Origin of the sequence: Microvirga sp. M2, assembly GCF_047497095.1 — a bacterium.
In the GTDB taxonomy this organism is placed as follows: Bacteria; Pseudomonadota; Alphaproteobacteria; order Rhizobiales; family Beijerinckiaceae; genus Microvirga.
In genome coordinates this window covers 805,576-828,367 of record NZ_CP134063.1, presented here as the reverse complement: position 1 = coordinate 828,367, position 22,792 = coordinate 805,576, and the positions used below count along the sequence as shown (strand labels likewise).

The window sequence follows — 22,792 nt, the reverse complement described above, 5'->3', positions numbered from 1 at the left end:
CCTCGTGAAGACAAGAGTCTCAAGTCCGGAAACCGCTGGGAACAACGAACACTTTCCTCGCGTTGACGGCCAAGCTTCGGGACATGCGACCGGGCCTGATGGCTGCATGCCGCGTCGAAACCTCAGCCGATTGCCGGGGAAGCCCCATCAGGGAGATCAACATGAGCTCACGAAAGGTCCGCGTCGGAATCGTCGGCGTCGGCAACTGCGCCTCGTCCTTCGTGCAAGGCCTTTCCTATTACCGCAACGCTCGGGTCAACGAGCCGGTTCCGGGTCTGATGAATGTCGAGCTTGGCGGCTATCATATCAGCGATGTGGAGATCTCCGCAGCCTTCGACGTGAACGCCTCGAAGGTCGGCCGTGACGTCTCGGAGGCCATCTTCGCCGCGCCCAACAACACCCAGCGCTTTTCCACGGTGCCCGAGAGCGGCGTCATCGTACATCGCGGCAAGACTCTCGACGGATTGGGCAAGTATCTTCGTAACGAGATCGCGGAGTCGCCCGAGGACGAAGCCGATGTCTCGGAGATCCTGCGTCGATCCGAGACCGATGTGCTCGTCTCCTATCTCCCGGTCGGATCCCAGAAGGCCACCGAGTGGTATGCCGAGCGGGCCCTGGAAGCCGGCTGCGCCTTCGTGAACTGCATACCCGTCTTCATCGCGTCCAACCCCGAATGGCGAAAGCGCTTCGAGGAACGCGGCCTTCCCATCGTCGGCGACGATATCAAGAGCCAGGTCGGCGCCACCATCGTCCACCGGGTGCTGGCCAATCTCTTCCGCGAGCGCGGCGTGCGCCTCGACCGAACCTATCAGCTCAATTTCGGCGGCAACACGGACTTCCAGAACATGCTCGAGCGCGAGCGTCTGGAATCGAAGAAGATTTCCAAGACGCAGGCCGTGACGAGCCAGCTCGATATCCCCCTCCCGCCGGGGGATGTCCATGTGGGTCCGAGCGACCATGTCCCGTGGCTCACCGACCGGAAATGGGCCTATATCCGTATGGAAGGAACCGCCTTCGGGGGCGTTCCGCTGAACGTGGAGCTGAAGCTCGAAGTCTGGGATTCACCCAATTCCGCAGGTATCGTCATCGATGCGGTGCGCTGCGCCAAAATCGCCATGGACCGCAAGATCGGCGGAGCGCTCACGGGACCTTCGAGCTATTTCATGAAGTCTCCTCCGCAGCAATTCACCGACAACGAGGCGCGAGAAAGGACGCTGCGCTTCGTCGCAGGCGAGGACGAAGAGGCGTGAGGAGGCATCGGGCGTGACCACCACCTTCTTCCTTGTGCGTCACGCCGCCCACGATCGTGTGGGAACCGTTCTGTGCGGGCGCATCCCGGGGGTGCACCTTGGCCACCCGGGAAGGACTCAGGCCCAGGCACTGGCCGACCGCCTTGCCCGCGAGAACGTCGCGCGCATTTGCACGAGTCCGCTCGAGCGGGCAGTCGAGACCGCCGAGCCCATCGCGGCGCGCCTCGGCAGGCCCGTCGCGCGTCTCGCCGACATCACCGAGATCGATTTCGGCGCATGGTCGGGCAAGAGTTTCGACAGCTTGGCCGACGACCCGCTATGGTCCGCCTGGAACAGCAGCCGCAGCACGATCCGGCCGCCGGAAGGCGAAACGATGCTGGAGGCGCAGGCGCGGATCGTCCATGCCATGGAAGAGCTCCGAGGGTTCCATGAAGGGCGCGCCGTCGTTCTCGTCAGCCATAGCGACGTGATCAAGGCCGCCCTTCTCTACTACCTGGGCATGCCCCTCGATTCATACGGCCGCTTCGAGGTCTCGCCTGCTTCCATCACGACGATCGTCATCGGCGACTGGGGCTCCAAGGTTCTTCACATGAACGAGGTGATCGCCCCATGAAGCTTGTCGTTTTCGGGCTCACCATCTCGTCGTCCTGGGGCAACGGCCACGCCACTCTCTGGCGAGGCCTGTGCAGGGCGCTTGCCCGTCATGGGCATCAGGTCGTGTTCTTCGAGAAGGACGTTTCCTATTACGCAACCAACAGGGACATGGGCGCGATCCCGAACGGCGAACTCGTTCTCTACGACGCCTGGGATTCGGTCCGACACCGCGCGAAGGCCGAGCTTGCCGACGCCGATGCGGCCATGGTCACGTCCTATTGCCCGAACGGCATCGAGGCCACGGATCTGGTGCTCGACGCGCCGAGGGCCGTCCGCACGTTCTACGATCTCGACACCCCCGTCACCCTGTCGAAGCTCCAGGCCAGGGAACCGATGAACTATGTCGGCTCCCGGGCCTTGAGCGAATTCGACCTCGTCCTCAGCTATACGGGCGGCGGCGCTCTCGACAGGCTGCGGTCGGAACTGGGCGCGCAGCGGGTGGCCCCGCTGTACGGCCATGTGGATCCGGACGTTCATCGCCCTGTTGCGCCGATGGCTCATTACGGGTCCGATCTCTCCTATCTCGGGACCTATGCCGCCGACCGGCAGGCCGCGCTCCAGAGGCTTTTCATCGACTCCGCCGCCCGGCGCCCGAAGCAGCGGTTTCTGATCGGAGGCGCGCAGTATCCCGACGATTTCCCATGGCAGCCGAACATCCACTTCGTACGGCATCTGCCGCCCGCGGAGCACCCGGCCTTCTTCTCATCCTCGCGCCTGACCCTCAACGTGACGCGCCAGGCGATGGCCGAGATGGGATGGTGCCCGTCCGGGCGCCTTTTCGAGGCATCGGCGTGCGGGGTTCCTCTTCTTTCCGATGATTGGGAGGGCCTCGACAGGTTTTTCGATCCGGGCCGCGAGATCCTCATTGCGAAGACGACCGGCGATGCCGTCGCGGCCCTCGATCTCTCGGATGCGGAGCTGGGCCGGATCGCCCGCGCCAGCCGGGAGCGCACGATGGCCGAGCACACGTCGGAACATCGCGCCCGAGAGCTTGAAGCTCTCCTTGCGGGCGCCAGGTCCGCATCGTCCGCATCGGGACAATCGACAGCCATGATGGAGGCATGAACCATGTGGGGCGTCATACCCGCGGCCGGGCTCGGCAGTCGCATTCAGCCTCTGGCGTTCTCGAAGGAGCTGCTCCCGGTCGGAAGCCGTCTCGACAACGGCGTGGAACGCCCCTGCGCCGTGAGCGAATATCTCGTCGAACGCATGATCCATGGCGGAGCGGACAAGATCTGCTTCGTCATCTCTCCAGGCAAATCCGACATCATGGAATATTACGGCGCAAGCTACGGCAGCGCCTCCATCGCCTATGTCGTGCAGCCGCAGGCCGCAGGGCTATGCGATGCGATCTTTCAGGCGGCTCCTCTCATTCCTGCGGAGGAAAGCGTCATCGTGGGGCTGCCGGACACCGTATGGTTTCCCGAAAAGGCGCTCGTGGAGCTTCCTGAGGGCCGGCTGTCCTTCCTCCTCTTTCCCGTCGAGAACCCGCAGGTCTTCGACGCCGTCGTTCTCGACGAGGCCATGCAGGTCCAGGAAATCCAGGTCAAGCGGGAGGATGCCTCGTCGAAATGGATCTGGGGCGCCTTCAAGATGCCTGGCTCAACTCTTCAATCTCTGCGCCGGCTCTGGCTCTCGCGGGATCGTCAGGACGAGTATTTCGGCACTCTCGTCAATGCCTATCTCGCGCAGGGGGGACAGGCGCTCGGCGTCAGGGCGGGAGAATCCTATGTCGATGTGGGAACCCTTCACGGCTACCGGTCCGCCATCGGCCTCCTGAGCGAGGCCGCCCAGCAGGATACGATGACCGGAGCGCGGGTTGCTCTCGGCTGGCCCGCAGGGCGCCTGCCTCGGGGTCTCCACGATTTGAGCAGGGAGTAGCTTTCGATGAATGCCATGGACCCCATGTCTCCCGAGGAGGTCAAGAGAAGGGCCGAAGCGCTCGGTCCCTGGTTCCACAACATGGAAATCAGGGAGGGGATCTGGACGGCGCCCGACCACTTCCTCGGAAACTACCCTGCCATCAAATGGAAGAATTTTTCCGGCGCGATTCCGCAGGATCTGACGGGCAAGAGCGTCCTCGACATCGGCTGCAACGCAGGCTTCTACTCCATCGAGATGAAGAAGCGGGGCGCCGAGCGTGTCCTCGGCATCGACTTCGACGATGCCTATCTCGCTCAGGCGCGCTTCGCGGCCGAGGTGACGGGGCATGACATCGAGTTCCGCAGGCTCTCGGTTTACGACCTCGGCCAACTCGGCGAGACGTTCGACGTCGTCATCTTCATGGGGGTCCTCTACCATCTGCGTCATCCGCTCCTCGCGCTGGACCTGATCCACGAGCATGTGGCCAAGGACATGCTGGTGTTTCAATCCATGCAGCGCGGCTCGAGCGAAACGATGCCGGTGGAGGAGAATTACACCTTCTGGCAGACCGGGCATTTCGACGATCCGCGCTACCCGAAGATGCATTTCATCGAACATCGCTATGCGGACGACCCGACCAATTGGTGGGCGCCGAATGCGGCCTGCGTCGAAGCCATGCTCCGCAGCGCCGGATTCGAGATCGCTCAGCACCCGGAAGAAGAAGTTTACATCTGCCGCCGCGTCGACGCCCCGCCGGGGGCGGGTGCGATCTATCCGGCTCAGGGGAGAACCGCATGATTGAAGCTGCAATGATCTGGAACGAGCCCAACAACAAGTCCCATTGGGACCCGGAGATCGATCCGGATTGGCGGCTCTTCTCCGAGATGGCGATCGCTGCCGGGCAGGCGATCAGGGAAGCCAATCCCAACCTGCCGCGCGTTCTCGGGGGCATGTCGCCGATCGATCCCGGCTTCATCGGCAATCTGAAGACGCGCGGCGTTCTCGATCACGTGGACGTGGTCGCTGTCCACGGCTTCCCGCTCGACTGGAACCTGTGGCAGGTCCATGAATGGCCCGCGAAGGTCGACGAGATCCGCGCCGTCACCGACAAGCCGATCTGGGTCACGGAAGTTGGCGTCTCCACCTTCGGAGCCGAGGAGGTCCAGGCCTGGGGCTTGAACCGCACGGCGGAGCTGCTCATCGGCAAGGTGCCGAAGATTCATTGGTACAGCCTCTACGACCTGCCTCGCGCATGGGAGGCCACCACGCGCCATCGGGAGGCGGAAGGCTCGTCCTATTTCCGGCACTTCTACATGGGTCTCCTGCGGGAGGACGGGACGCCGAAGCCCGCCCTCGAGGAGTATGAAAAATACGCCGGGCAAATGGGGCTTTGCCAATGGTTCCATTTCGAGGACCATCGGCTCGACGACGCGGTCGCCTGGATGAAGCGGCTCGGCGTGAAAGACCTGCGCACGGGCCTCTCCTGGGCCGACAGCTTCCGTCCCGATGCGCTGGATTGGTTCGATCGCCAGATGGAGGCGCTCGCCGATTTCGATGTGACGGTCACCTTCTGCTTCACGCCGGAGCATCGCGGGATCGCACCGCATCATACCAGCCCCCCGCAGGTGAAGGAGGAGTTCGCGGAGTTCTGCGCCAGCATGATCCGGCGCTATGCGCCCCTCGCTGGCGCGAGCCCAGCCGAAGGAAAGCTGCTCGAAGTACCGTAAGAAAACCTTGCTCCCCACCGCTCCCTTCTTGGGTGAGTGCATCGCTCATTGCGAAAACCGGGCCCGCTCTATCGCACGATGCGCCAGAGCATCGGACGCAAAAGTGGGACCCGGTTTTGCGTGGAAAGATGCTCAAGCAAGGAGAGCATCGGACGTGAAAAGTGGGACCCGGTTTTGCGTGGAAAGATGCTCAAAAGCATCAACTGGCAGCATCGGATGTGGGTCCGATTTCACGTCCGATGCTGTAAGGAAATAGACGGCTGAAACATCAGCCGCCTTTTCCTCAAGGTCGTTTCCCTCATCTCGCATTATCTGCCGTAGATACGATCCAGAACGCGGGCGACGGTGACGAGCTCGCGGGCCGCCGGGTCGAAACGTTCTCCTGCCGCGAGGCGGGACGCCCAATCGGCTGCGGCGCGCCCTCCCCATTCATCGGGCGGCGTGGCGAGCATTTCTCGCGACGTGCCCCAATATCGCTCGGCCGTGAAATCATAGAACGACCCGTTGACATTGCGCAGCGATACGCCGCCTTGCGTTCCGTAGAAGGTCGCCGCGATGACGGCGTCGCAACCCGCCTGAAGCTTCCAGGAACAGGCGAGCTGGACCACCGCGCCCGTATCTGTCTCTACGGTCGCGACCGCGTAGTCTTCCACCTGTGAGGCGGTATCCTTGAGCGGCCGTCCGGCCGCGAAGAGCTTTCCGGAGACCGGTCCGATGCCGGGATTGTCGAGAACCCACAAGGCGAGATCGACCAGATGGACGCCGAGATCCATGACACAGCCGCCGCCCGACAGAGCGGGATCGTAGAACCACGGCTTGTCCGGCCCATAGGCATTGTGGAACACGAGATCGACCGCATAGACGTGGCCCAGTTCGCCGGACGCGACGATCTCCCGGATGCGGCGCATGCCGTCCGTGAACCGATAGGACAGATCGACGCAAAGCAGCCGGTCGGCCCGATGGGCCGCGTCCACGACCGCCTCAACCTCCTTGGCATTGCGGCCCAGAGGCTTCTGGCAGAACACGGCGGCGCCGCGCTCGAGAGCCCGGATCGACTGCTCCGCATGCATGGCGCTGGGCGTCGCGATCACCACCCCATCGACGCCGAGATCGAGAATGTCGTCCAGCGATGAAACACGCGTTGCTTCCGGCACGAGCTTCCCCGCCTCCGCCGCCATGTCGGGCGACGGGTCGGCGATGGCTGCGACCTCGACCGCATCCGTGCCCATCATCGCCTGCAAGCGATGCCGTCCGATCCAGCCGACACCCAGGAATCCGAGGCGCGGTCGAGCCAGGGCGGTCGCCTGGGACGTCTTGATCGGAGCATGCTGTGTCATTGGAAGGTCACCAGAGCCTTGAGAAAACCGTCCGGACGATCACGGGTGGCGTCGAGCGCCTCGTCGAGCCGTTCGAGCGGGTAGGTATGGGTGTAGAGAGGGCCCGGATCGATCTGCCCCGCGGCAATGGCATCGATCGCCTCGCGGATGCCCTGCATGTAGATGGTCGAATCGCGCTCGTGGGCATTGATCACGTCGATCCCGCGCCAATTCCAGAGCCACATGTTGACCTGCCGTGGCCCATCCTGGTGGTAGCCGGCCACGATCAGCCTGCCGCGCTCACGAGTGAGTTCGCCCGCCAGATCGAGAGGCCACTGCTTTCCGACCGCCTCGATCACGCGGTCGCAGAACGTACCGCCCGTCAGTTCCTTCACCCGCTCGATGATCGCATGGTGATCGTCCATCGGGATCACTTCGGCCGCTCCCATGCGGCGGGCCAGATCGCGCGCGAAGGGGCGGCGTGAAATCGCGATCACCCTCGCGCCGGCATTGGTCGCGAGCCTGGTGAGGATCGCCCCCAGAAAGCCGATTCCGATGATGGCGATCGTCTGCCCGGGCGCGATCTCGCTGCGGTGGAAGATGTTCATGGCGCAGCCGAGAGGCTCGCCGGGAAAGGGTTGTCCGGCGAGGGTCTCGGGCAGACGCACCACCTTATCCACATCGGCGATATCGTATTCCGCATAGGATCTATAGGTCAGGGCCGCGACCCGGTCGCCAATGGCCAGCCCTTCGACATTCTCGCCGATGGAATCGACGATGCCCCAGGCCTCGTGTCCGAGCGAACCGGATTCGGTGGGAAACTGCATCCAGTCCGGGCCTGCCCAGGGCGTCAGATTGGACGCGCACACACCGCATCCTTCGAGACGCAGCCGCACCTGCCCCGCGCCAGGCTCGGGCAGCACAATCTCCTCGATCTTGATCTGCCCAGGGCCCGTCAGAACGGCCGCCCGCATGGTCCTTGCCGCTTGGCTGGCCGAGCCGTTTGCGGCCCCCGGCCCTGGTTCCCCGGAAGCGTCGAATGTGTCGTTTCCCGAGACCTTACCGTTCAACAAGTCGACCGTCTCCATGACTCTTTCCGAGCAATTAGAGACAGGACACGAGACTTCAAGGCTTGGCTGTTTGGGCCTGCCGTTCGGCGACATAGCGCATCCGCGCCGCGCTGTCCGGTGCCACTCCTTCAGCGGCGCACCAGCGGGCGAAGGAGGAGGGCTCGATCAGGATCCGCTCGATTTCTAGCCCCGATTGCCGCCCCACGCTCTCATTGTTCTCTGCCGCGGCAAGCCATTGCTCGTACGTTGGAGCAAGGTTATGGGCATCGGCCACCATGCCGCGGATGTCGGCGTAATCCTCGCGATTGTACCACGGCAGTGCAATCTTTCGCTTCGTCTCCACCACTCGCGTCATTCCCTCTCAAAGAACAGCATCGAACCCTCGCGCTCCGTGCAGGGCAAGGGTCCGATACTTCATCGCATCGTCAGCTCAGAAAGTAGAACGCCGCCGGGACCGCTGCCAGGAGGCTGGCCGATGTAAACAGCACCAGACGGTGATCGGGATTGACCAAGCGACGCACCTTGCGGGCCGTGACGCTCGCTTCCATGCTCCAGCCGTTCATGCAGGAGCAGAGGAGGCGGTGAGCCGACCGCTCGGAGAGGTCGAAATACTCCATGGCATCGCCGAGCCTGTCGCCCTTCAGCCCGTCCGCACGGAGAATGGGATCCTCGAAGGCGACCGTAATGGGAGATTCGTCCGATCTCAGTTCGGGCCTTTTCTCCTCGGGCGTGAACTCGATCTCTCCCAATGAGCGAAGCCGCCGCTTGGGCTGACGCTCCAGTAATTCCGCCCAACGCTCAAGGCGCTCGCGCCGGGAAAGGAAACCTTGCTTGAACTCATGTACCTCAGCAACGCCACGCAGTGTCTCTACAGGCTTGTGTTCCATCGGTATTCTCCGCAATGGGAGCCGGCCCTGAGGCCAAGGCCGAGCCCTGGACGTACGAGCTTGAAACGAGTCATAGGCTTTTTTACGTCAACGACGGTCAAAAGAGCGTCTCGTGAGGATGAGCGACATGCTCCTGGAAGATGGCCCCGGTTGCGGCCTCGACCTCCTTGAGCACCACATCGTAGCCCCAGAGATTGGCGATCATCTGGAGAACGCGCTGCGCGTCGTCCTTATCCAAAAGGGTACGGTGGAGAACGTGATGATGAAGGATGAGGCGCCGGTCCCCCGCAAGATCGACATCCACGACCTGAATGTCCGGATCGCTCCACCCGACATCGTACTGACGCGAGAGCGAGCGGCGCAGACGCCGGTAGCCGCGCTCGTCGTGAATGGCCTCGATGATGAGCTCCGGACGGTCCGGATCATCCAGCAGATGGAACAGGCGCCACTGGCGCATGAGATGCGGGCTCAGGAACTGAGAGATGAAACTCTCGTCCCGGTAATTCGCCCACACATCGCGCAGGACTCCCATGGTGTCGTCGCAACCCGCGATGTCGGGAAACCACTCCCGGTCCTCGGCGGTCGGGCGCGTGCAGATGCGCTCGATGTCCTGCATCATTCCGAAGCCGAGGGCGTAAGGATTGATCCCGCCATAATACGGATCGTCATATTCCGGCTGGCGGGTGACGTTCGTATGCGATTGCAGGAATTCGAGGAAAGCGCCGTCGCTGATCTGCCGTGTCTCGTGGAGCCGGGTCATGATGCGGTAGTGGCAATAGGTGGCGCACCCCTCGTTCATGACCTTGGTTTGGCGCTGCGGGTAGAAGTACTGGGCGATCTGACGGACGATCCGCAGGATCTCGCGCTGCCACGGTTGAAGGCGAGGCGCGGACTTCTCGAGAAAATACAGGATGTTTTCCTGCGGCAGTTCGAGAAGCGCGCGGCGGCGGTCGTCGCTTAAGGCGGGCTTCGGCGCGCCACCCTTCGTCGGAACCGTGCGCCAGAGATCGTTGAAAGTTTTCTCCTGATGGATCTGCCGCTCGCGCTCGCGGCGCTCCTCGGAGCGGAGGTCGGGGCGCTTCTTGCGCGGATAACGATGAACGCCGTGCGACATCAGCGCATGGGCGGCATCGAGGATCCTTTCCACCGCGGCTTGTCCATAACGCTCCTCGCAGCGGGCGATGTAGCTCTTGGCGAATTCCAGATAATCGAGGATGCCGTCCGCGTCCGTCCACTCCTTGAAGAGATAATTGTTCTTGAAGAAGTGATTATGCCCGAAGGCCGCATGCGCGATCACCAGCGTCTGCATCGTCGCCGTGTTCTCCTCCATGATGTAGGAGATGCAGGGGTTCGAGTTGATGACGATCTCGTAGGCCAGGCCCATGAGTCCTTGCCGGTAGCCGGCTTCATGCGTGGCGAAGCGCTTGCCGAAGGACCAATGCTTGTAGAACAGCGGCATGCCGATCGAGGCATAGGCGTCGAGCATCTGCTCGGCCGTGATCACCTCGATCTGATTGGGATAGACGTCGATCCCCAGTTCGCCGACCGCGATCCGCTCGATGGCGTCATAGACGCGCTGGATCGAGCCGAAATCCCAGTCGGAGCCATGAAACAGCAAGGTGTCTTCTTCGATCAGGCTCATGGGGCCCTTGCCTCGACATCGCGCCGCCGGAAAAGTTCGCGGAAAACGGGATAGATCTCGCGGCGGTGATTGACCTTGCGCATGGCGAGGTTGGCGCCCTCGTCCTGCAGAGTCTCATAGGTCTGCCACAAGGCCGTCTTGTGATTGATGAAGCCCGCCTGCATCCGGTCGTGGTCGCTGCCGACTTCGAGATACGCGTAGTACTGGCACGCGGGCAGGATGACATCTCTCAGCAGGGCCGCGCTGGTCGCGCCGTCGTTGGGAGAATTGTCCCCATCCGACGCTTGAGCCGCATAGATGTTCCAGTTCTCCGGCGGATAGCGTTCGGCCACGACCCGCTGCATCTCGCGCAGAGCCGAGGAGACCACCGTGCCGCCCGTCTCCGGGCTGTGGAAGAACGTATCCTCGTCCACCTCCTTCGCTTCGTGGGTGTGACGGATGAAAACGATCTCCACGTGTTTGTAGCGCCGGGTCAGAAAGATATAGAGCAGCATGTAGAACCGCTTGGCCAGATCCTTCATGTGCTCGGTCATGGAGCCGGACACGTCCATGAGACAGAACATGACGGCCTGAGCCACGGGCCGGGAGACCGGCTCGAAGCGGCGGTAACGCAGGTCGAACGGGTCGATATAGGGGAACCGCCGCGATCTCAGCTGGAGCTTTTCCAGCTTCAGGCGCAGTTCGAGGAGCTCCTCGGTCTCGCCTTGCTTTTCGAGACGCGCGATCTCCTCCTCGAGCTTTGCAAGCTCGCTGGGCTTCGGCCGCCGCATGGCGATCCGGCGGGAGAGCGCGTTGCGCATGGAGCGCAGCAAGGCAAGGTTGACCGGGGATCCGGTGACGGAATAGCCGGCCCGCCGCATTCCCTGCACCTCGACCGTCGCGAGGCGCCGTTTGGCAAGATCCGGCAATTCCAGATCCTCGAGGAAGAGATCAAGAAACTCCTCGCGGCTCAGGGCGAAGCGGAAATCGTCCTCTCCTTCGCCGCTGTTGCCAGCCGATGATCCTCCGCCGCCTCCGCCTGGAGGCCGGTCGATGGTATCGCCCTCCACGAAACGCTTGTTGCCGGGCAGGATGTGGTCGTGCACGCCGCCCTCGCCCGAGCGGCGGAAGCTGGGCTCACGCACGCCATCGGCCGGAATCGAGACCTCCCCGCCCCTTTCGAGATCGGTAATGTCACGCTCGCCGGCCGTCTGGCGCACGGCCCGCTGGATCTGCGCTTTGGCGCGGCGAAGAAAGCGTTGGCGATTGGCAAGGCTCTTACCGCCTGGATTGAGGCGTCTGTCGATGATGTACATAGGAACGCCTGCTCCGCCTCCGATTTCTGTCAGCCCGCCTGCTTCACACGCATGTACCACTCCACCAAGCGCCGCACCTGCCGTTCGGTATAGCCACGGTCCATCATGCGCTCCACGAACTCGCCGTGCTTCTTCTCGGTCTCGCTGTCTTTCTTCGAGCCGAAGCTGATGACCGGCAGGAGCTCCTCGACTTGCGAGAACATGCGCCGTTCGATCACGTCGCGGATCTTCTCGTAGCTCGTCCAGGAGGGATTGCGCCCGTTGTTGCTGGCCCGCGCCCGCAGGGAGAACTTCACCACTTCGTTACGGAAATCCTTCGGGTTTGCGATCCCGGCCGGCTTCTCGATCTTGGTGAGCTCCTGGTTGAGGAGCTCACGATTGAGGAGCTGGCCCGTATCGGGATCCTTGAAATCCTGATCCTCGATCCAGGCATCCGCGTAGGCGACGTAGCGGTCGAAGAGATTCTGGCCGTAGTCGTGATAGGATTCCAGATAGGCCTTCTGGATCTCGTGGCCGATGAAGTCGGCATAGCGGGGCGCCAGCTCGCCCTTGATGAACTCGAGATAGCGCCGCTCCACATCCTGAGGGAGTTGCTCGCGACGAAGCGACTGTTCGAGGACATACATGAGGTGAACCGGATCGGCCGCGACCTCGATGGTGTCGTGATTGAAAGTCGCCGCCAGGACCTTGAAGGCGAAGCGGGTGGAAATCCCGTCCATCCCCTCGTCGACGCCGGCGGCGTCCTTGTATTCCTGCAAGCTGCGCGCTCTCGGATCGACCTCGCGCAGGCTCTCGCCGTCATAGACCCGCATCTTGGAGTAGAAGTTCGAGTTCTCGTGAGGCCGCAGCCGCGAAAGCACCGAGAATCTTGCCAGCATTTCGAGCGTGGCCGGAGCGCATGGCGCATCCGCGAGTTCGGAGCCACGGATCAGCTTCTCGTAGATCTTCTGCTCCTCGGCGACGCGCAGGCAGTAGGGCACCTTGATCACATAAATGCGATCGATGAACGCCTCGTTGTTCTTGTTCGCCTTGAAGGTCTGCCACTCCGCCTCGTTGGAATGCGCCAGGATCATGCCGGTAAACGGAATGGAGCCGATATTCTCAGTGCCGACATAGTTTCCTTCCTGCGTCGCCGTCAGGAGAGGATGAAGCATCTTGATCGGCGCCTTGAACATCTCGACGAACTCGAGGATGCCCTGGTTGGCGCGGTTGAGGCCGCCGGAATAGCTGTAGGCGTCGGGATCGGCCTGAGAGAGGGTCTCGAGCTTGCGGATATCGACCTTCCCGACGAGGGAGGAAATGTCCTGATTGTTCTCGTCGCCCGGCTCGGTTTTCGCGATCGCGATCTGGCGGAGCCGCGACGGATTGACCTTCACCACGCGGAACTTCGAGATGTCCCCTCGAAATTCGTCGAGCCGCTTGATGGCCCAGGGACTCAACAGGTTGGTCAGGCGCCGACTCGGAATTCCGTAGCGCTCTTCGAGAACCGAACCCATCTGCTCCGGATCGAACAGCGCGAGCGGACTTTCGAAAACCGGGCTGATCTCGTCGCCGGCCTTGAGCACGTAGATCGGATGCACCTCCATGAGCGCCTTGAGGCGCTCGGCAAGAGAAGACTTCCCTCCGCCGACGGGGCCGAGGAGATAAAGAATCTGCTTGCGCTCCTCCAATCCTTGAGCGGCGTGCCGGAAGAAGCTCACGATCATCTCGATCGTTTCTTCCATCCCGTAGAATTCGGAGAAGGCGGGATAAACGCGGATCGTTCGGTTCATGAAAATGCGGCCGAGGCGCGCATCCCTCGACGTGTCCACGAGCTCAGGCTCGCCGATCGCCGCCAGGATGCGCTCCGGAGCGCTGGCATACATCATGGGATTGTCGCGGCACCCTTCCAGGTATTCCGTGAGGGACATCTCCGCCTCGCGGCGGTTTTCGTAAGATTTCAGGAAACTCGAGAACAGGTCGTCGGAATGATGCATGGCGCCACCGAATTCAGATCCCTCTCAGAGATAACGATTCTGCACCGCTAAGGTTGCCCAGACCGGACGGTGCGGGGATGCGTCACAACGTGCCTATGGCAGCTTCCCCTCTTCGCTAAAAGCTTGCGCGTTATGATCACGTTGCTCGGATCTGCAAGGGAGCGTTCGTGACGATAGCAAGCCGTCTTTCCCAACCAGCCTCGCGGATTGATGCTGACACGGCAAGTTAAAGTTTTTCTCAAACACCGAATCTCGATGTGCCGCTTTGCCGCCCAATTCAAACCAACGGTGTCCGCTCGGCATAAGAATCCCTCTCCATATGGAGGTAGATCGCAAGGCTGCAAATACTAGAAGCACCCGCGCAATTTTCGATGTTATAGTGAAACACGACGCCAAGTCCAGCGCCGTGACGACGCAGGAGCGGATGAGAATTCAAGCGGCCTCATTGACGCCACTCGCACCTAACCTATCGTCTGCTGCAGCAGAAGGTTGCGGTCGATCGCGCTGCCGCCCTTCTCCGGCTCATCCCAGCAACGGAGCTTCCCGTGATCAGAGCCTTCGGTTATGCCGCCCGAAACGCATCGACGCCGCTTGCCCCCTTCGGATTCGAACGGCGAGAGCCGCGGGAGCATGACGTCCAGATCGACATTCTCTATTGCGGCGTCTGCCACTCCGATCTCCACACGGTTCGTGACGAATGGGGCGGCACGCTCTATCCGAGCCTGCCGGGCCACGAGATCGTCGGGCGGGTCACAAGGGTCGGGAGCGGCGTTCAGAAGTTCAAGGGGGGCGATCTCGTCGGCGTCGGCTGCATGGTCGATTCCTGCCGTACCTGCAGCAGCTGCCGCGAGGGGCTGGAGCAATACTGCGAGGTCGGCTTCACAGGCACGTACAACGGGCCGGAGCAGGATACGGGCGCGAACACGTATGGCGGCTACTCCGACGTCATCGTGGTCGACGAGAGCTTCGTCCTGCGCATTCCCGAGGGGCTCGACCCAGCAGCCACCGCTCCTCTGCTGTGCGCCGGGATCACCACCTATTCCCCCTTGCGCCGCTGGCGCGTTCGGGCCGGACAGAAGGTCGGGATCGTCGGCTTGGGCGGCCTTGGCCATATGGCGGTCAAGCTCGCGCGCGCCATGGGGGCGCATGTGGTGCTCTTCACCACCTCTCCCAACAAGCGGGCGGATGCCCTCGCGCTCGGCGCACATGAGGTCGTGGTGTCCAGAGACAAGGAGGCCATGGCGGCTCAGCGCAACAGTTTCGACTTCATCCTGGATACGGTCGCGGCGCCGCACGACCTCGACACCTATCTCGTGCTCCTGGCCCGCGACGGCGCCATGGTGCTGGTCGGCGCCCCCGCCGAGCCGCACCCGGCCACCACGGTGTTCAACCTTATCATGAAGCGGCGCCAGCTTGCCGGCTCTCTGATCGGCGGCATCGCGGAAACGCAGGAGATGCTCGATTTCTGCGCCGAGCACGGGATCGTCTCGGAAATCGAGATGATCCCGGTCCAGGCCATCAACGAAGCCTACGAGCGCATGCTCAGGAGCGACGTCAAGTATCGCTTCGTCATCGACATGGCCTCGTTGAAGCGGGAGGCCGCGGCGTAATCCACAAGGCGCTCGGGCGGAATCCCATGTTGGTGTATGGCGATGTGGAATCCATCGGGACGGTTCGCGACAGGCAACAGGCGATCGGGATCCTTCTCGACCGAGTGAACGCATCGCCGCCCGGGAGCGAGCGGCACGCAGCCCTGGTCGCCGCCTTCATCGGCGCGAGCGAGCTGATTCGGGCCATCATCGATGCCGACTTCCAGGAGCACGGGTTCGACACTCTTTCCCCCGCCCATGTCGACGGCATGGAAGGCCTGTCGCTCCTGGCGCGAACCGTCGTGCGATCCTGGCGGAGCGGATTCTCGCAGGCGGCGCGGCCGGACGCGTTTCGAAGCAAGCTGCTGAGCTTCGATCCCACCCTGACGATCAGGACCAAGCAGGCGGAAGGCTACGCATTCTATGCCTTGTATCCGGAAAGCTATGTGGAGGCCGCGACCCGCTCCGGCCTCGGACCCGAAACGCGGGTCATCGGCATTCGCAGCATCGGCGCCGGCTTGGCGGCTCTCGTTGCGGAAGCGCTCGGGGCGCGCCCTCCTTTCACCGTGCGTCCCATCGGGCATCCGTTTCAGCGGGACATCACTGTCGATCCATCGTTCGCCGACACGCTGATGGAGGAGAGGGACACAGCCGTCGCCGTCGTCGACGAAGGGCCCGGCCTGTCGGGCAGCTCCTTCGGGGCGGTTGCGGACTGGCTGGAATCGATCGGCATATCTCGCGATCGCATCCATTTCTTTCCGAGCCATTCCGGAGCACTGGGTCCGAAGGCGAGCCTCCGCCATCGCGAACGCTGGAATGGAGCATCGCGGCATGTCGTCGGCATGGACGAGCTTCTATGCGGTTCGGCGGACCGGCTGAGGAGCTGGGTCGAAACCGTCGTGGGTCCCCTGAAGGGAGAGCTGGAGGACGTTTCAGGCGGAGCATGGCGGACGCTGCGATATGCGGATCGCGCATCCTGGCCGGCGGCGAATATTCAGCAGGAGCGAAGAAAATTCCTGGCTCGCACCGAAGGCGCAACCTGGCTGGTCAAATTTGCCGGCCTCGGCGAAAGCGGCGTGAAGAAACATGCAAGGGCCCTGCAGCTTCACCAGGCAGGCTTCACGCCGGAGATCGCCGGCTCTTGCCATGGCTTTCTCATCGAGCGCTGGCACGGCGATGCACCATCGCTCGACCGGCACGCCATGGAACCGGCCGATCTTGTGAACCGGATCGGGACCTATCTCGGCTTTCGAGCCCGGCATTGTCCCGCCCGGACGCACGAAGGCGCCTCTCTCGCCGCGCTTCGCGCCATGGCGCTCCACAATGCGGCGCAGGCCCTGGGAGAACCGAGCGCACGGACTCTTGACCGCGCTCTGCCCGACATCGAGCCTCTGTCGGACGCCATGAACCGGGTCTTCACCGATAACCGGATGATGCCCTGGGAATGGCTCGTGTGCGGAGATCGCGCGATCAAGGCCGATGCGCTCGATCATTGCACCACGCACGATCTCGTCGGCTGTCAGGACATCACCTGGGACATTGCCGCGGTTGCCGTCGAGTTCCGCCTGTCGGAGCCCGACACGCGGCATCTTTGCGACATCGTGCAGAGAGAGAGCAATCTTCCCGTGTCGCCCGCGCTGCTCTCGTTCATGCTTCCCTGCTATCTCGCCTTCCAGCTCGGGGCTCACGCCATGGCGGCGGATGCGCTGAAAGACAGCGACGAAGAAGATCGCCTGCGCCGGGCGGCCGCTCGTTATGCCGCCCTGCTGCAGGCCTATCTCTAGAGCCTTTTCCGCAAAAGTGGATGCCGGTTTTGCGAAGAAAAGGCGTCTTTCTCAAACAACAGGAGCCTTTTCCATGAACCGAAGGTCATGGAAAAGGCTCTAGGGCAATCGTTTGAAAGAGCGCATCGTTTGTGCGAAAAACCGGGTCCACTTTTTCGCACGATGCGCTGGCATCCTGGCCGGCTCGGCTTGCGCGAGGAACAAGACAAGGTTCCTGCCGGTTAAAAAGCCAAGGCGACGGACTCGCATCTGCGGGCCTTGGCGGCAAAAGACGGGCAGGCATGATTTCCGAAACAGGGCGGCTGATCAGGGCCGCGTTCGTGGGATGGTGGAACGATCGCGCCATGAGCCTCGGGGCCTCGATCGCGTTCTTCACCGTTTTCTCTCTCGCCCCCATGCTGCTCGCAGCCATTGCCGTCGCCGGCTTGGCCTTCGGGCGCGAAGCCGCACAGGGCGCCATCGTCTCCGAGCTCGGCGGAATGATCGGCGCCAACGAGGCCTCGACCCTGGAAGCCATGATCGCCAGCGCCAGCAATATGGGATCGGGCATCCTCGGCACGGCCATCGGCATCGTCACTTTCCTCCTGCTCGTGTCAGGGGCCGTCATCGAACTGCAGGACGACTTGAACATCATCTGGAAGGCGAAGCCGCCGAGTACGTCCGGCCTTTTCAACTTCCTGCGCATGCGCCTCATCAGCTTCGCCCTCATCCTGGGCGTCGGCTTTCTGCTCCTCGTCTCCCTGGTCATCGACGCCGGGCTGTCCGCCGTCAGCGGCTATATCGAACCGAGTTTCTCAGGCGCGACCGTGATCCTTCGGTTTCTCAACAGCCTCGTCGCCTTTGTCATCGCCGTCCTGCTCTTCGCCATGATCTTCAAGCTTCTGCCGAATGTGGACATCACCTGGAACGACGTCTGGACAGGGTCTCTGGTGACGGCCCTCCTCTTCACGGTCGGCAAATTTCTGATCGGGTACTATCTCGGCAAGAGCAATATCGCCTCGAGCTACGGCGCTGCGGCCTCCCTGATCACGATCCTGCTCTGGATCTATTACTCGTCCCTCATCCTGCTCTTCGGCGCGGAGTTCACGAAAGCCTACGCCGAAAGGCATGGGAGTCAGAGCGGGAGCCAGAGCGGGAGCCAGAGCGCCGGCAAGGGGAACGGGACATGAAAAAGCGAGCCGGTTCACCGGCTCGCTTCCCTATGCCGCTCGGTCATTCCGCCGCCTGACGGGTCGCGGGCTTGGTCGGAACGTTGCGCATGCCGCCCAGGACCTCCTCGGCGGAGGCTTTGTAGTTCTTCACGGAACTCGTCCACTGCCCCCAGACGGTCGGGTCGATCTTGTCGCCATTCTTGCCCAGGTTCTGCAACCTGCGCTTTTCATCGTCCGTAAGGACCTGTTTCGGCAGCGGCGGCAGCTGCCTGACATCGTCGGCCTTGATGCCCAGCATGTCCCCGACCCGGCTGCCGTAATCGTCGTGGATCATGAACAGGTGCCATACCATGCGCTCCTGCACGTCCCGCTCGCACTGGCCGAGGAGCGTGCCCATGTTGGACACCAGATCGTCGCGCTCCCAGTCCATCATGGTGCAGTAGCGCCCGCGCGCATGGAGATAGTCGTTTCTCCGTTCGATCATACTGCGGGTCAGGCGTCCGCGGATCTCGGGAGGATTGTTCGGCTCCTCTCGCGGCGACTCGTTCAGGCCGTTGTGAATGGACGGCTCGAAATTCACATGCGGATTCTGTCCCGGCGCGAGATCCCTGCCGTAGGACATCTGGCCGCCGCTCAGGTTCGTGGAGACCTTGGCATTCTTGGCCTGGTTCACCGGAAGCTGAAGATAGTTGGTGCCGACGCGGTAGCGCTGCGTATCCGAATAGGAGAAGGTGCGCCCGACAAGCATCTTGTCGTCCGAGAAGTCGAGGCCGTCCACGAGCACGCCCGTGCCCATGGAGATCTGCTCGTTCTCGTTGAAATGGTCCTGAACGTTGCGGTTGAGCGTCATCACGCCGACATGGCGGAGCGGAAAATCCTTCTCCGGCCAGATCTTGGTGTCGTCCAGCGGATCCCAGTCAAGCTCCGGATGATCATGGTCTTCCATGATCTGCACATAGACGTCCCATTGCGGATACTCGCCGCGTTCGATGGCCTCATAAAGATCCTTCGAAGCGGAGCCGAGATCCTGCCCCTGCACCTTGGCGGCCTCCGCGGCGGTCAGGCTCGCCACGCCGCAACGCGGATGGAAATGGTACTTCACCAGCACCGTTCCGCCTTTCGCGTTGACCATCTTGTAGGTGTTGACGCCGAAACCCTCCATGTGCCGGTAGCTCGCCGGAATGCCGCGCGGGCTGAACAGATGCGTCAGCATGTGCATGGATTCCGGCGTCTGGCTCATGAAGTCGAAGATGCGGTTCGGTTCCTGTCGGAACGTCACAGGGTCCGGCTTGAGGGAATGGATGACGTCCGGGAACTTGATGGCGTCGCGGATGAAGAAGACGGCCAGGTTGTTTCCGACGAGATCCCAGTTACCGTCTTCCGTGTAGAATTTCACCGCGAAGCCGCGTGGATCGCGCGCCACCTCCGAGGAGTCGCGGCCGCCGATCACGGTCGAGAAGCGGATGGCGAGGGGCGTTTTCTTGCCGGCCTGCTGAAACAGCTTGGCCCTGGTGTACTGGGATGCGGGCTCGTCACCGATCTTGCCGGTCGCCTCGAATTCTCCGTAGCAGACGAAGCCGCGCGCGTGGACCACACGCTCGGGAATGCGCTCGCGATCGAAATGCGTGATCTTTTCAAGAAACTGGTAATTTTCCAACGTTGCCGGACCGCGGCTGCCGACCGTGCGCTGCGACTGGTTGTTCGTGATGGGATGCCCCTGCCGGTTCGTCAGAACCTGATCCGAGCCCTTCGAGGCTGAGGACTTGCCGGATTTGGGGTCTTTGGGGCTGTTGGCCATTTGGTGCTCCCTTCCTGATGCCGCCGACGGTCGGCGCCATTCCAACGCTTGGCGCCGCGCGTTCGCGGCCTGGTTCAGATGCAGAGAAAGGGATTACTTGATGCAGGGAGCACGAAAGGGAATAGACGGGGGAGAATTGAAGCAGCCTCTCTCGATCAGTCGAAGATGCGCTCCCCCTGCTCATCGATGATCTGCCTGCCTTTGACGATGGCGAAAGCCACGGCGTCGTCCTTGCTCGGATGGGTCTCGGCACGGACGAAACGATGCTCCTTCACGCCGGCTTCGAAATCCTTCTCGATGATCCCCGCGGTCTGATACTGTCCCTTCGAAGGATACGGTGCGGGCCGGATGCGGAACCCCTTGTACTCCACGGCCTCGGCCGCGACCTCGGGCTTGTCGGAACTGTCGCCTGCCCCGGAAAGGCGGGTCCAGAGATCTTTTAAAAACGAGGCCATGGCGTTACCGGTGCTGAGTTCTGATTCGTTCGAGCCAGGATAGCTCTGGAGAGGTTTTAGGGGGCAAGCCTGTCGCCTGCAACCGCATGTCCCTGATCGCAGAACCGATAGGGCATCCAGGGATGCCCTCGTATCGCCGCTTCATGCGATCAGCATGCTCTTGGCTCAGCATCCTCTTGGCTCAGCGTCCTCTTGGCGATGCGGATGACCGCCTATCTTTAGGCTTCAGCTTGTCTGCGGCTGAAAGACCCTTTTCAGGACAAAAGTCTTCTCACGGGATGTGCCATGCGCGCCTGGCTGTTGCCACTCTGCGGGATTCTCGCTTTATGCGAGACGGCTTTGGCGGCTCCATCCAGCTCCGGAGAAACCGTCGAAGAGGCATTGTGCCGTCTCATCGAGGGAGCGGCACGCCAGCAGGATCTGCCGCGCGACTTCCTGACCAGGCTCATCTGGCAGGAGAGCTCGTTCCGCACGGGCGTGGTAAGCTCCGCCGGCGCCCAGGGCGTGGCGCAGTTCATGCCGGGAACCGCGAAGGATCGTGGCCTGTCGGATCCGTTCGATCCCGAGCAGGCGATCCCCAAGGCGGCCGAGCTGATTGCCGAGCTTTCCGGGCGCTTCGGCAATCTGGGCCTGGCGGCGGCCGCCTATAACGGCGGGCCCGCCCGGGTCTCGTCGTGGCTCGAAGGACGCGGGGACCTGCCGGCCGAGACAAGGAACTATGTCGCCTCGATCACGGGGCGGACCGCGGAAGCCTGGATGGAGGACCTGAAAAAGAGCCTCGACCCGCAGGAGCCGCACAAGAGCGACCCCGAGCCGGAGAGCTGCCGGACGATCGTCGCGACCCTTCGCCTGCCGGGACGCGGCTATGCCAATGTGATCGAGGCGCCCTTCGCCCCCTGGGGCGTTCAGCTGGCAGGCAATTTTTCGAAGGATCAGGCCCTCTCGACGTACCGGCGGGCCAGCATCGCCTATGCGTCCGTGCTGAAGGATATGCGACCGATGATCATCGGAACGCGGCTGCGTTATCGGGGGACACGAACGTTCTATCGCGTTCGCGCACCGGCCGAGACCCGCAAGGCCGCAGAGGAGCTCTGTCAGAAGATCCATGCTCTCGGCGGAAGCTGCATCGTCCTGCCGAGCTAGGGCACCTGCCGAGCTAGGGCATCGGATCGCTTAAAGCATCGGATGCGGATTCGATGCCAGGTCCGATGCCGTCAAGAAAAGGCCCGGATCTTTCGATCCGGGCCTTCTCGGATTACGACCGCCGCTGGGGCCGCAGGGAGCGCGCCAGCTCGCGGATGACATTGTCCTCGATGCTGAGGTTGAGATCGTTGTTCTCTTCATCGGCGATCTCGACGTCGGTCGCAGCGGGCGCGGCCTGCTGCGCCTGAGGCCTGCCTTGCGCGGCAGTGGCTCCCCTCTCGGACGCCGGGGCGTTCTGAACGAGCTCGACCTCGGCGGAATTCCTCGTCTGCGACTGCGGAGCATAGGAGCGCGAGCCGCTGTAGCGGTTCTCGAGCGTGTCGAGCAGGCTGTTGAGGGCCGCATTGGTCAGGGAAACCTCCGGCACCTGCGGCGCGCCGTTCAGCGCGATCGAGCGGTTCTGGTAGGCCGCATCAGACGTGACGTCCGGGCCGAACCAGGACAACGGGCGGAAATCCCGGGCCTCCTCCTCGCTTTCGAACGAGACGGAGATCATGTCGAGCGGACCCGGCGTGACGAAGCGGGCGATCTGAACGTCCCGCGTACCGACGGACAGATGCGTGAGAAGGTAGTCGATCTTTCCCGGCGTCACATCGAGCAGCGCCTCGGCGTGGGCGCGCGGCACATCCGTGCGCTCCTCGACCGGACCATTCGATCCTGTCTGAACGAGGACGAGGCTTCCCTTGTCGCCGTCCACGATCACGAAAGAACTCCGGTCGGCCTGATTGGGAAAGTGGCCTTCGGTGATGCGGTTGCCGCCTCTCTCTTTCCTGATCAGTCGCGCAAGAGACGAGGCAATAAGATAACGTCTATAAGCAACCATTTTTAGCTCTCTGATACAAAGCACGATACATTGTCGGGCATTAAAACGCGCTCCAACGACATTCAACAGAATGAAGTTTCAATTCATATCAAGCATGCTCAGCAAGCATGTCTTGACACGCAACAACATTCCGCATGCGATGAAGCGGGCCCTGGACCGGCAACTCTCGTGATCGCTTATGATGGCGTTCAGAAGGCAAACTTCAATGGAATTGGAGAAGAAGCGGCCTTTGGAACTGCAAACGAAGTTAATTTCCAGCGCAACGCTACTTCATAATACTCGGCCGGTGTTCGCGAAGAGGATGCGCGC

General features: G+C 62.4%; 21 protein-coding genes. 11 read left to right on the top strand and 10 right to left on the bottom strand.

Annotation, left to right across the window (positions count from 1 at the left end; translation table 11 throughout):
• The first annotated feature begins 161 nt into the window (after nucleotides 1-161).
• From RE429_RS03915 to RE429_RS03890, 6 genes are read left to right on the top strand one after another with little or no spacing between them, the layout of a single operon-like run.
• On the top strand, nucleotides 162-1,250 hold the full coding sequence (locus RE429_RS03915; protein ID WP_414473070.1) for an inositol-3-phosphate synthase: 1,089 nt from the start codon (nucleotides 162-164) through the stop codon (nucleotides 1,248-1,250).
• Between the two features lie 13 nt (nucleotides 1,251-1,263).
• A complete protein-coding gene (locus RE429_RS03910) occupies nucleotides 1,264-1,863 on the top strand; it encodes a histidine phosphatase family protein (RefSeq protein WP_414473069.1) in 600 nt (199 codons plus the stop codon).
• Nucleotides 1,860-2,969 carry a glycosyltransferase gene (locus tag RE429_RS03905; protein WP_414473068.1) on the top strand — a complete coding sequence of 370 codons (1,110 nt, stop codon included), beginning with the start codon at nucleotides 1,860-1,862 and terminating at the stop codon, nucleotides 2,967-2,969. Before RE429_RS03910 ends, RE429_RS03905 begins: the two co-directional genes overlap by 4 nt.
• Nucleotides 2,970-2,972: 3 nt before the next feature.
• Complete coding sequence (locus RE429_RS03900) at nucleotides 2,973-3,785, top strand: nucleotidyltransferase family protein (protein ID WP_414473067.1); 813 nt, start codon at nucleotides 2,973-2,975, stop codon at nucleotides 3,783-3,785.
• Between the two features lie 6 nt (nucleotides 3,786-3,791).
• Nucleotides 3,792-4,565, top strand: a complete 774-nt coding sequence (locus tag RE429_RS03895) for a TIGR04290 family methyltransferase (RefSeq protein ID WP_414473066.1) — start codon at nucleotides 3,792-3,794, stop codon at nucleotides 4,563-4,565.
• Nucleotides 4,562-5,494 (top strand): beta-xylosidase, encoded by a 933-nt coding sequence (locus tag RE429_RS03890; protein ID WP_414473065.1) that lies wholly within the window; start codon nucleotides 4,562-4,564, stop codon nucleotides 5,492-5,494. Before RE429_RS03895 ends, RE429_RS03890 begins: the two co-directional genes overlap by 4 nt.
• 308 nt (nucleotides 5,495-5,802) lie before the next feature.
• Here RE429_RS03890 and RE429_RS03885 read toward each other — a convergent pair whose 3' ends face one another.
• From RE429_RS03885 to RE429_RS03855, 7 genes are all read right to left on the bottom strand, one after another.
• A complete protein-coding gene (locus tag RE429_RS03885; protein ID WP_414473064.1) occupies nucleotides 5,803-6,831 on the bottom strand; it encodes a Gfo/Idh/MocA family protein in 1,029 nt (342 codons plus the stop codon).
• Nucleotides 6,828-7,784 carry an MDR/zinc-dependent alcohol dehydrogenase-like family protein gene (locus RE429_RS03880; protein WP_414474110.1) on the bottom strand — a complete coding sequence of 319 codons (957 nt, stop codon included), beginning with the start codon at nucleotides 7,782-7,784 and terminating at the stop codon, nucleotides 6,828-6,830. Before RE429_RS03880 ends, RE429_RS03885 begins: the two co-directional genes overlap by 4 nt.
• 151 nt (nucleotides 7,785-7,935) lie before the next feature.
• Complete coding sequence (locus RE429_RS03875; RefSeq protein ID WP_414473063.1) at nucleotides 7,936-8,226, bottom strand: hypothetical protein; 291 nt, start codon at nucleotides 8,224-8,226, stop codon at nucleotides 7,936-7,938.
• Nucleotides 8,227-8,305: 79 nt separating this feature from the next.
• A complete protein-coding gene (locus RE429_RS03870) occupies nucleotides 8,306-8,767 on the bottom strand; it encodes a hypothetical protein (protein WP_414473062.1) in 462 nt (153 codons plus the stop codon).
• A gap of 97 nt (nucleotides 8,768-8,864) precedes the next feature.
• Complete coding sequence (locus RE429_RS03865; protein ID WP_414473061.1) at nucleotides 8,865-10,409, bottom strand: SpoVR family protein; 1,545 nt, start codon at nucleotides 10,407-10,409, stop codon at nucleotides 8,865-8,867.
• Nucleotides 10,406-11,704: a YeaH/YhbH family protein gene (locus RE429_RS03860; protein WP_414473060.1), complete on the bottom strand. Its 1,299-nt coding sequence runs from the start codon at nucleotides 11,702-11,704 to the stop codon at nucleotides 10,406-10,408. Before RE429_RS03860 ends, RE429_RS03865 begins: the two co-directional genes overlap by 4 nt.
• A gap of 29 nt (nucleotides 11,705-11,733) precedes the next feature.
• Nucleotides 11,734-13,680 carry a PrkA family serine protein kinase gene (locus RE429_RS03855; RefSeq protein WP_414473059.1) on the bottom strand — a complete coding sequence of 649 codons (1,947 nt, stop codon included), beginning with the start codon at nucleotides 13,678-13,680 and terminating at the stop codon, nucleotides 11,734-11,736.
• Nucleotides 13,681-14,225: 545 nt separating this feature from the next.
• Between RE429_RS03855 and RE429_RS03850 the strand changes: the two genes are divergently transcribed.
• From RE429_RS03850 to RE429_RS03840, 3 genes are all read left to right on the top strand, one after another.
• A complete protein-coding gene (locus tag RE429_RS03850) occupies nucleotides 14,226-15,290 on the top strand; it encodes an NAD(P)-dependent alcohol dehydrogenase (protein WP_414473058.1) in 1,065 nt (354 codons plus the stop codon).
• Nucleotides 15,291-15,316: 26 nt separating this feature from the next.
• On the top strand, nucleotides 15,317-17,053 hold the full coding sequence (locus tag RE429_RS03845; protein WP_414473057.1) for a hypothetical protein: 1,737 nt from the start codon (nucleotides 15,317-15,319) through the stop codon (nucleotides 17,051-17,053).
• Between the two features lie 281 nt (nucleotides 17,054-17,334).
• Nucleotides 17,335-18,222: a YihY/virulence factor BrkB family protein gene (locus RE429_RS03840; protein ID WP_414473056.1), complete on the top strand. Its 888-nt coding sequence runs from the start codon at nucleotides 17,335-17,337 to the stop codon at nucleotides 18,220-18,222.
• A gap of 43 nt (nucleotides 18,223-18,265) precedes the next feature.
• On the opposite strand, the gene RE429_RS03835 is transcribed toward RE429_RS03840, so the two are convergent.
• Together RE429_RS03835 and RE429_RS03830 are read right to left on the bottom strand one after the other, a co-directional pair.
• Nucleotides 18,266-20,002 (bottom strand): catalase, encoded by a 1,737-nt coding sequence (locus tag RE429_RS03835; protein ID WP_414473055.1) that lies wholly within the window; start codon nucleotides 20,000-20,002, stop codon nucleotides 18,266-18,268.
• Nucleotides 20,003-20,157: 155 nt separating this feature from the next.
• Nucleotides 20,158-20,457, bottom strand: coding sequence for an HlyU family transcriptional regulator (locus RE429_RS03830; protein ID WP_414473054.1), 300 nt, complete (start codon nucleotides 20,455-20,457; stop codon nucleotides 20,158-20,160).
• A 285-nt stretch (nucleotides 20,458-20,742) separates the two neighbouring features.
• Between RE429_RS03830 and RE429_RS03825 the strand changes: the two genes are divergently transcribed.
• On the top strand, nucleotides 20,743-21,600 hold the full coding sequence (locus RE429_RS03825) for a transglycosylase SLT domain-containing protein (protein ID WP_414473053.1): 858 nt from the start codon (nucleotides 20,743-20,745) through the stop codon (nucleotides 21,598-21,600).
• 112 nt (nucleotides 21,601-21,712) lie between these two features.
• Here the strand turns inward: RE429_RS03825 and RE429_RS03820 are convergent, their stop codons facing one another.
• The gene (locus RE429_RS03820) at nucleotides 21,713-22,483 is read right to left on the bottom strand and encodes a hypothetical protein (protein ID WP_414473052.1); all 771 of its coding nucleotides are present in this window, start codon (nucleotides 22,481-22,483) and stop codon (nucleotides 21,713-21,715) included.
• 30 nt (nucleotides 22,484-22,513) lie between these two features.
• Between RE429_RS03820 and RE429_RS03815 the strand changes: the two genes are divergently transcribed.
• Nucleotides 22,514-22,759 (top strand): hypothetical protein, encoded by a 246-nt coding sequence (locus RE429_RS03815; RefSeq protein ID WP_414473051.1) that lies wholly within the window; start codon nucleotides 22,514-22,516, stop codon nucleotides 22,757-22,759.
• Nucleotides 22,760-22,792: the final 33 nt, after the last annotated feature.

Excerpts from the sequence above, each read along its gene's own strand:
- RE429_RS03915 (WP_414473070.1), top strand. The coding sequence starts at position 162 with ATGAGCTCACGAAAGGTCCGCGTCGGAATCGTCGGCGTCGGCAACTGC.
- RE429_RS03905 (WP_414473068.1), top strand. The coding sequence starts at position 1,860 with ATGAAGCTTGTCGTTTTCGGGCTCACCATCTCGTCGTCCTGGGGCAAC.
- RE429_RS03900 (WP_414473067.1), top strand. The coding sequence starts at position 2,973 with ATGTGGGGCGTCATACCCGCGGCCGGGCTCGGCAGTCGCATTCAGCCT.
- RE429_RS03895 (WP_414473066.1), top strand. The coding sequence starts at position 3,792 with ATGAATGCCATGGACCCCATGTCTCCCGAGGAGGTCAAGAGAAGGGCC.
- RE429_RS03890 (WP_414473065.1), top strand. The coding sequence starts at position 4,562 with ATGATTGAAGCTGCAATGATCTGGAACGAGCCCAACAACAAGTCCCAT.
- RE429_RS03885 (WP_414473064.1), bottom strand. The coding sequence starts at position 6,831 with ATGACACAGCATGCTCCGATCAAGACGTCCCAGGCGACCGCCCTGGCT.
- RE429_RS03880 (WP_414474110.1), bottom strand. The coding sequence starts at position 7,784 with ATGCGGGCGGCCGTTCTGACGGGCCCTGGGCAGATCAAGATCGAGGAG.
- RE429_RS03870 (WP_414473062.1), bottom strand. The coding sequence starts at position 8,767 with ATGGAACACAAGCCTGTAGAGACACTGCGTGGCGTTGCTGAGGTACAT.
- RE429_RS03865 (WP_414473061.1), bottom strand. The coding sequence starts at position 10,409 with ATGAGCCTGATCGAAGAAGACACCTTGCTGTTTCATGGCTCCGACTGG.
- RE429_RS03860 (WP_414473060.1), bottom strand. The coding sequence starts at position 11,704 with ATGTACATCATCGACAGACGCCTCAATCCAGGCGGTAAGAGCCTTGCC.
- RE429_RS03855 (WP_414473059.1), bottom strand. The coding sequence starts at position 13,680 with ATGCATCATTCCGACGACCTGTTCTCGAGTTTCCTGAAATCTTACGAA.
- RE429_RS03845 (WP_414473057.1), top strand. The coding sequence starts at position 15,317 with ATGTTGGTGTATGGCGATGTGGAATCCATCGGGACGGTTCGCGACAGG.
- RE429_RS03840 (WP_414473056.1), top strand. The coding sequence starts at position 17,335 with ATGATTTCCGAAACAGGGCGGCTGATCAGGGCCGCGTTCGTGGGATGG.
- RE429_RS03835 (WP_414473055.1), bottom strand. The coding sequence starts at position 20,002 with ATGGCCAACAGCCCCAAAGACCCCAAATCCGGCAAGTCCTCAGCCTCG.
- RE429_RS03830 (WP_414473054.1), bottom strand. The coding sequence starts at position 20,457 with ATGGCCTCGTTTTTAAAAGATCTCTGGACCCGCCTTTCCGGGGCAGGC.
- RE429_RS03825 (WP_414473053.1), top strand. The coding sequence starts at position 20,743 with ATGCGCGCCTGGCTGTTGCCACTCTGCGGGATTCTCGCTTTATGCGAG.
- RE429_RS03820 (WP_414473052.1), bottom strand. The coding sequence starts at position 22,483 with ATGGTTGCTTATAGACGTTATCTTATTGCCTCGTCTCTTGCGCGACTG.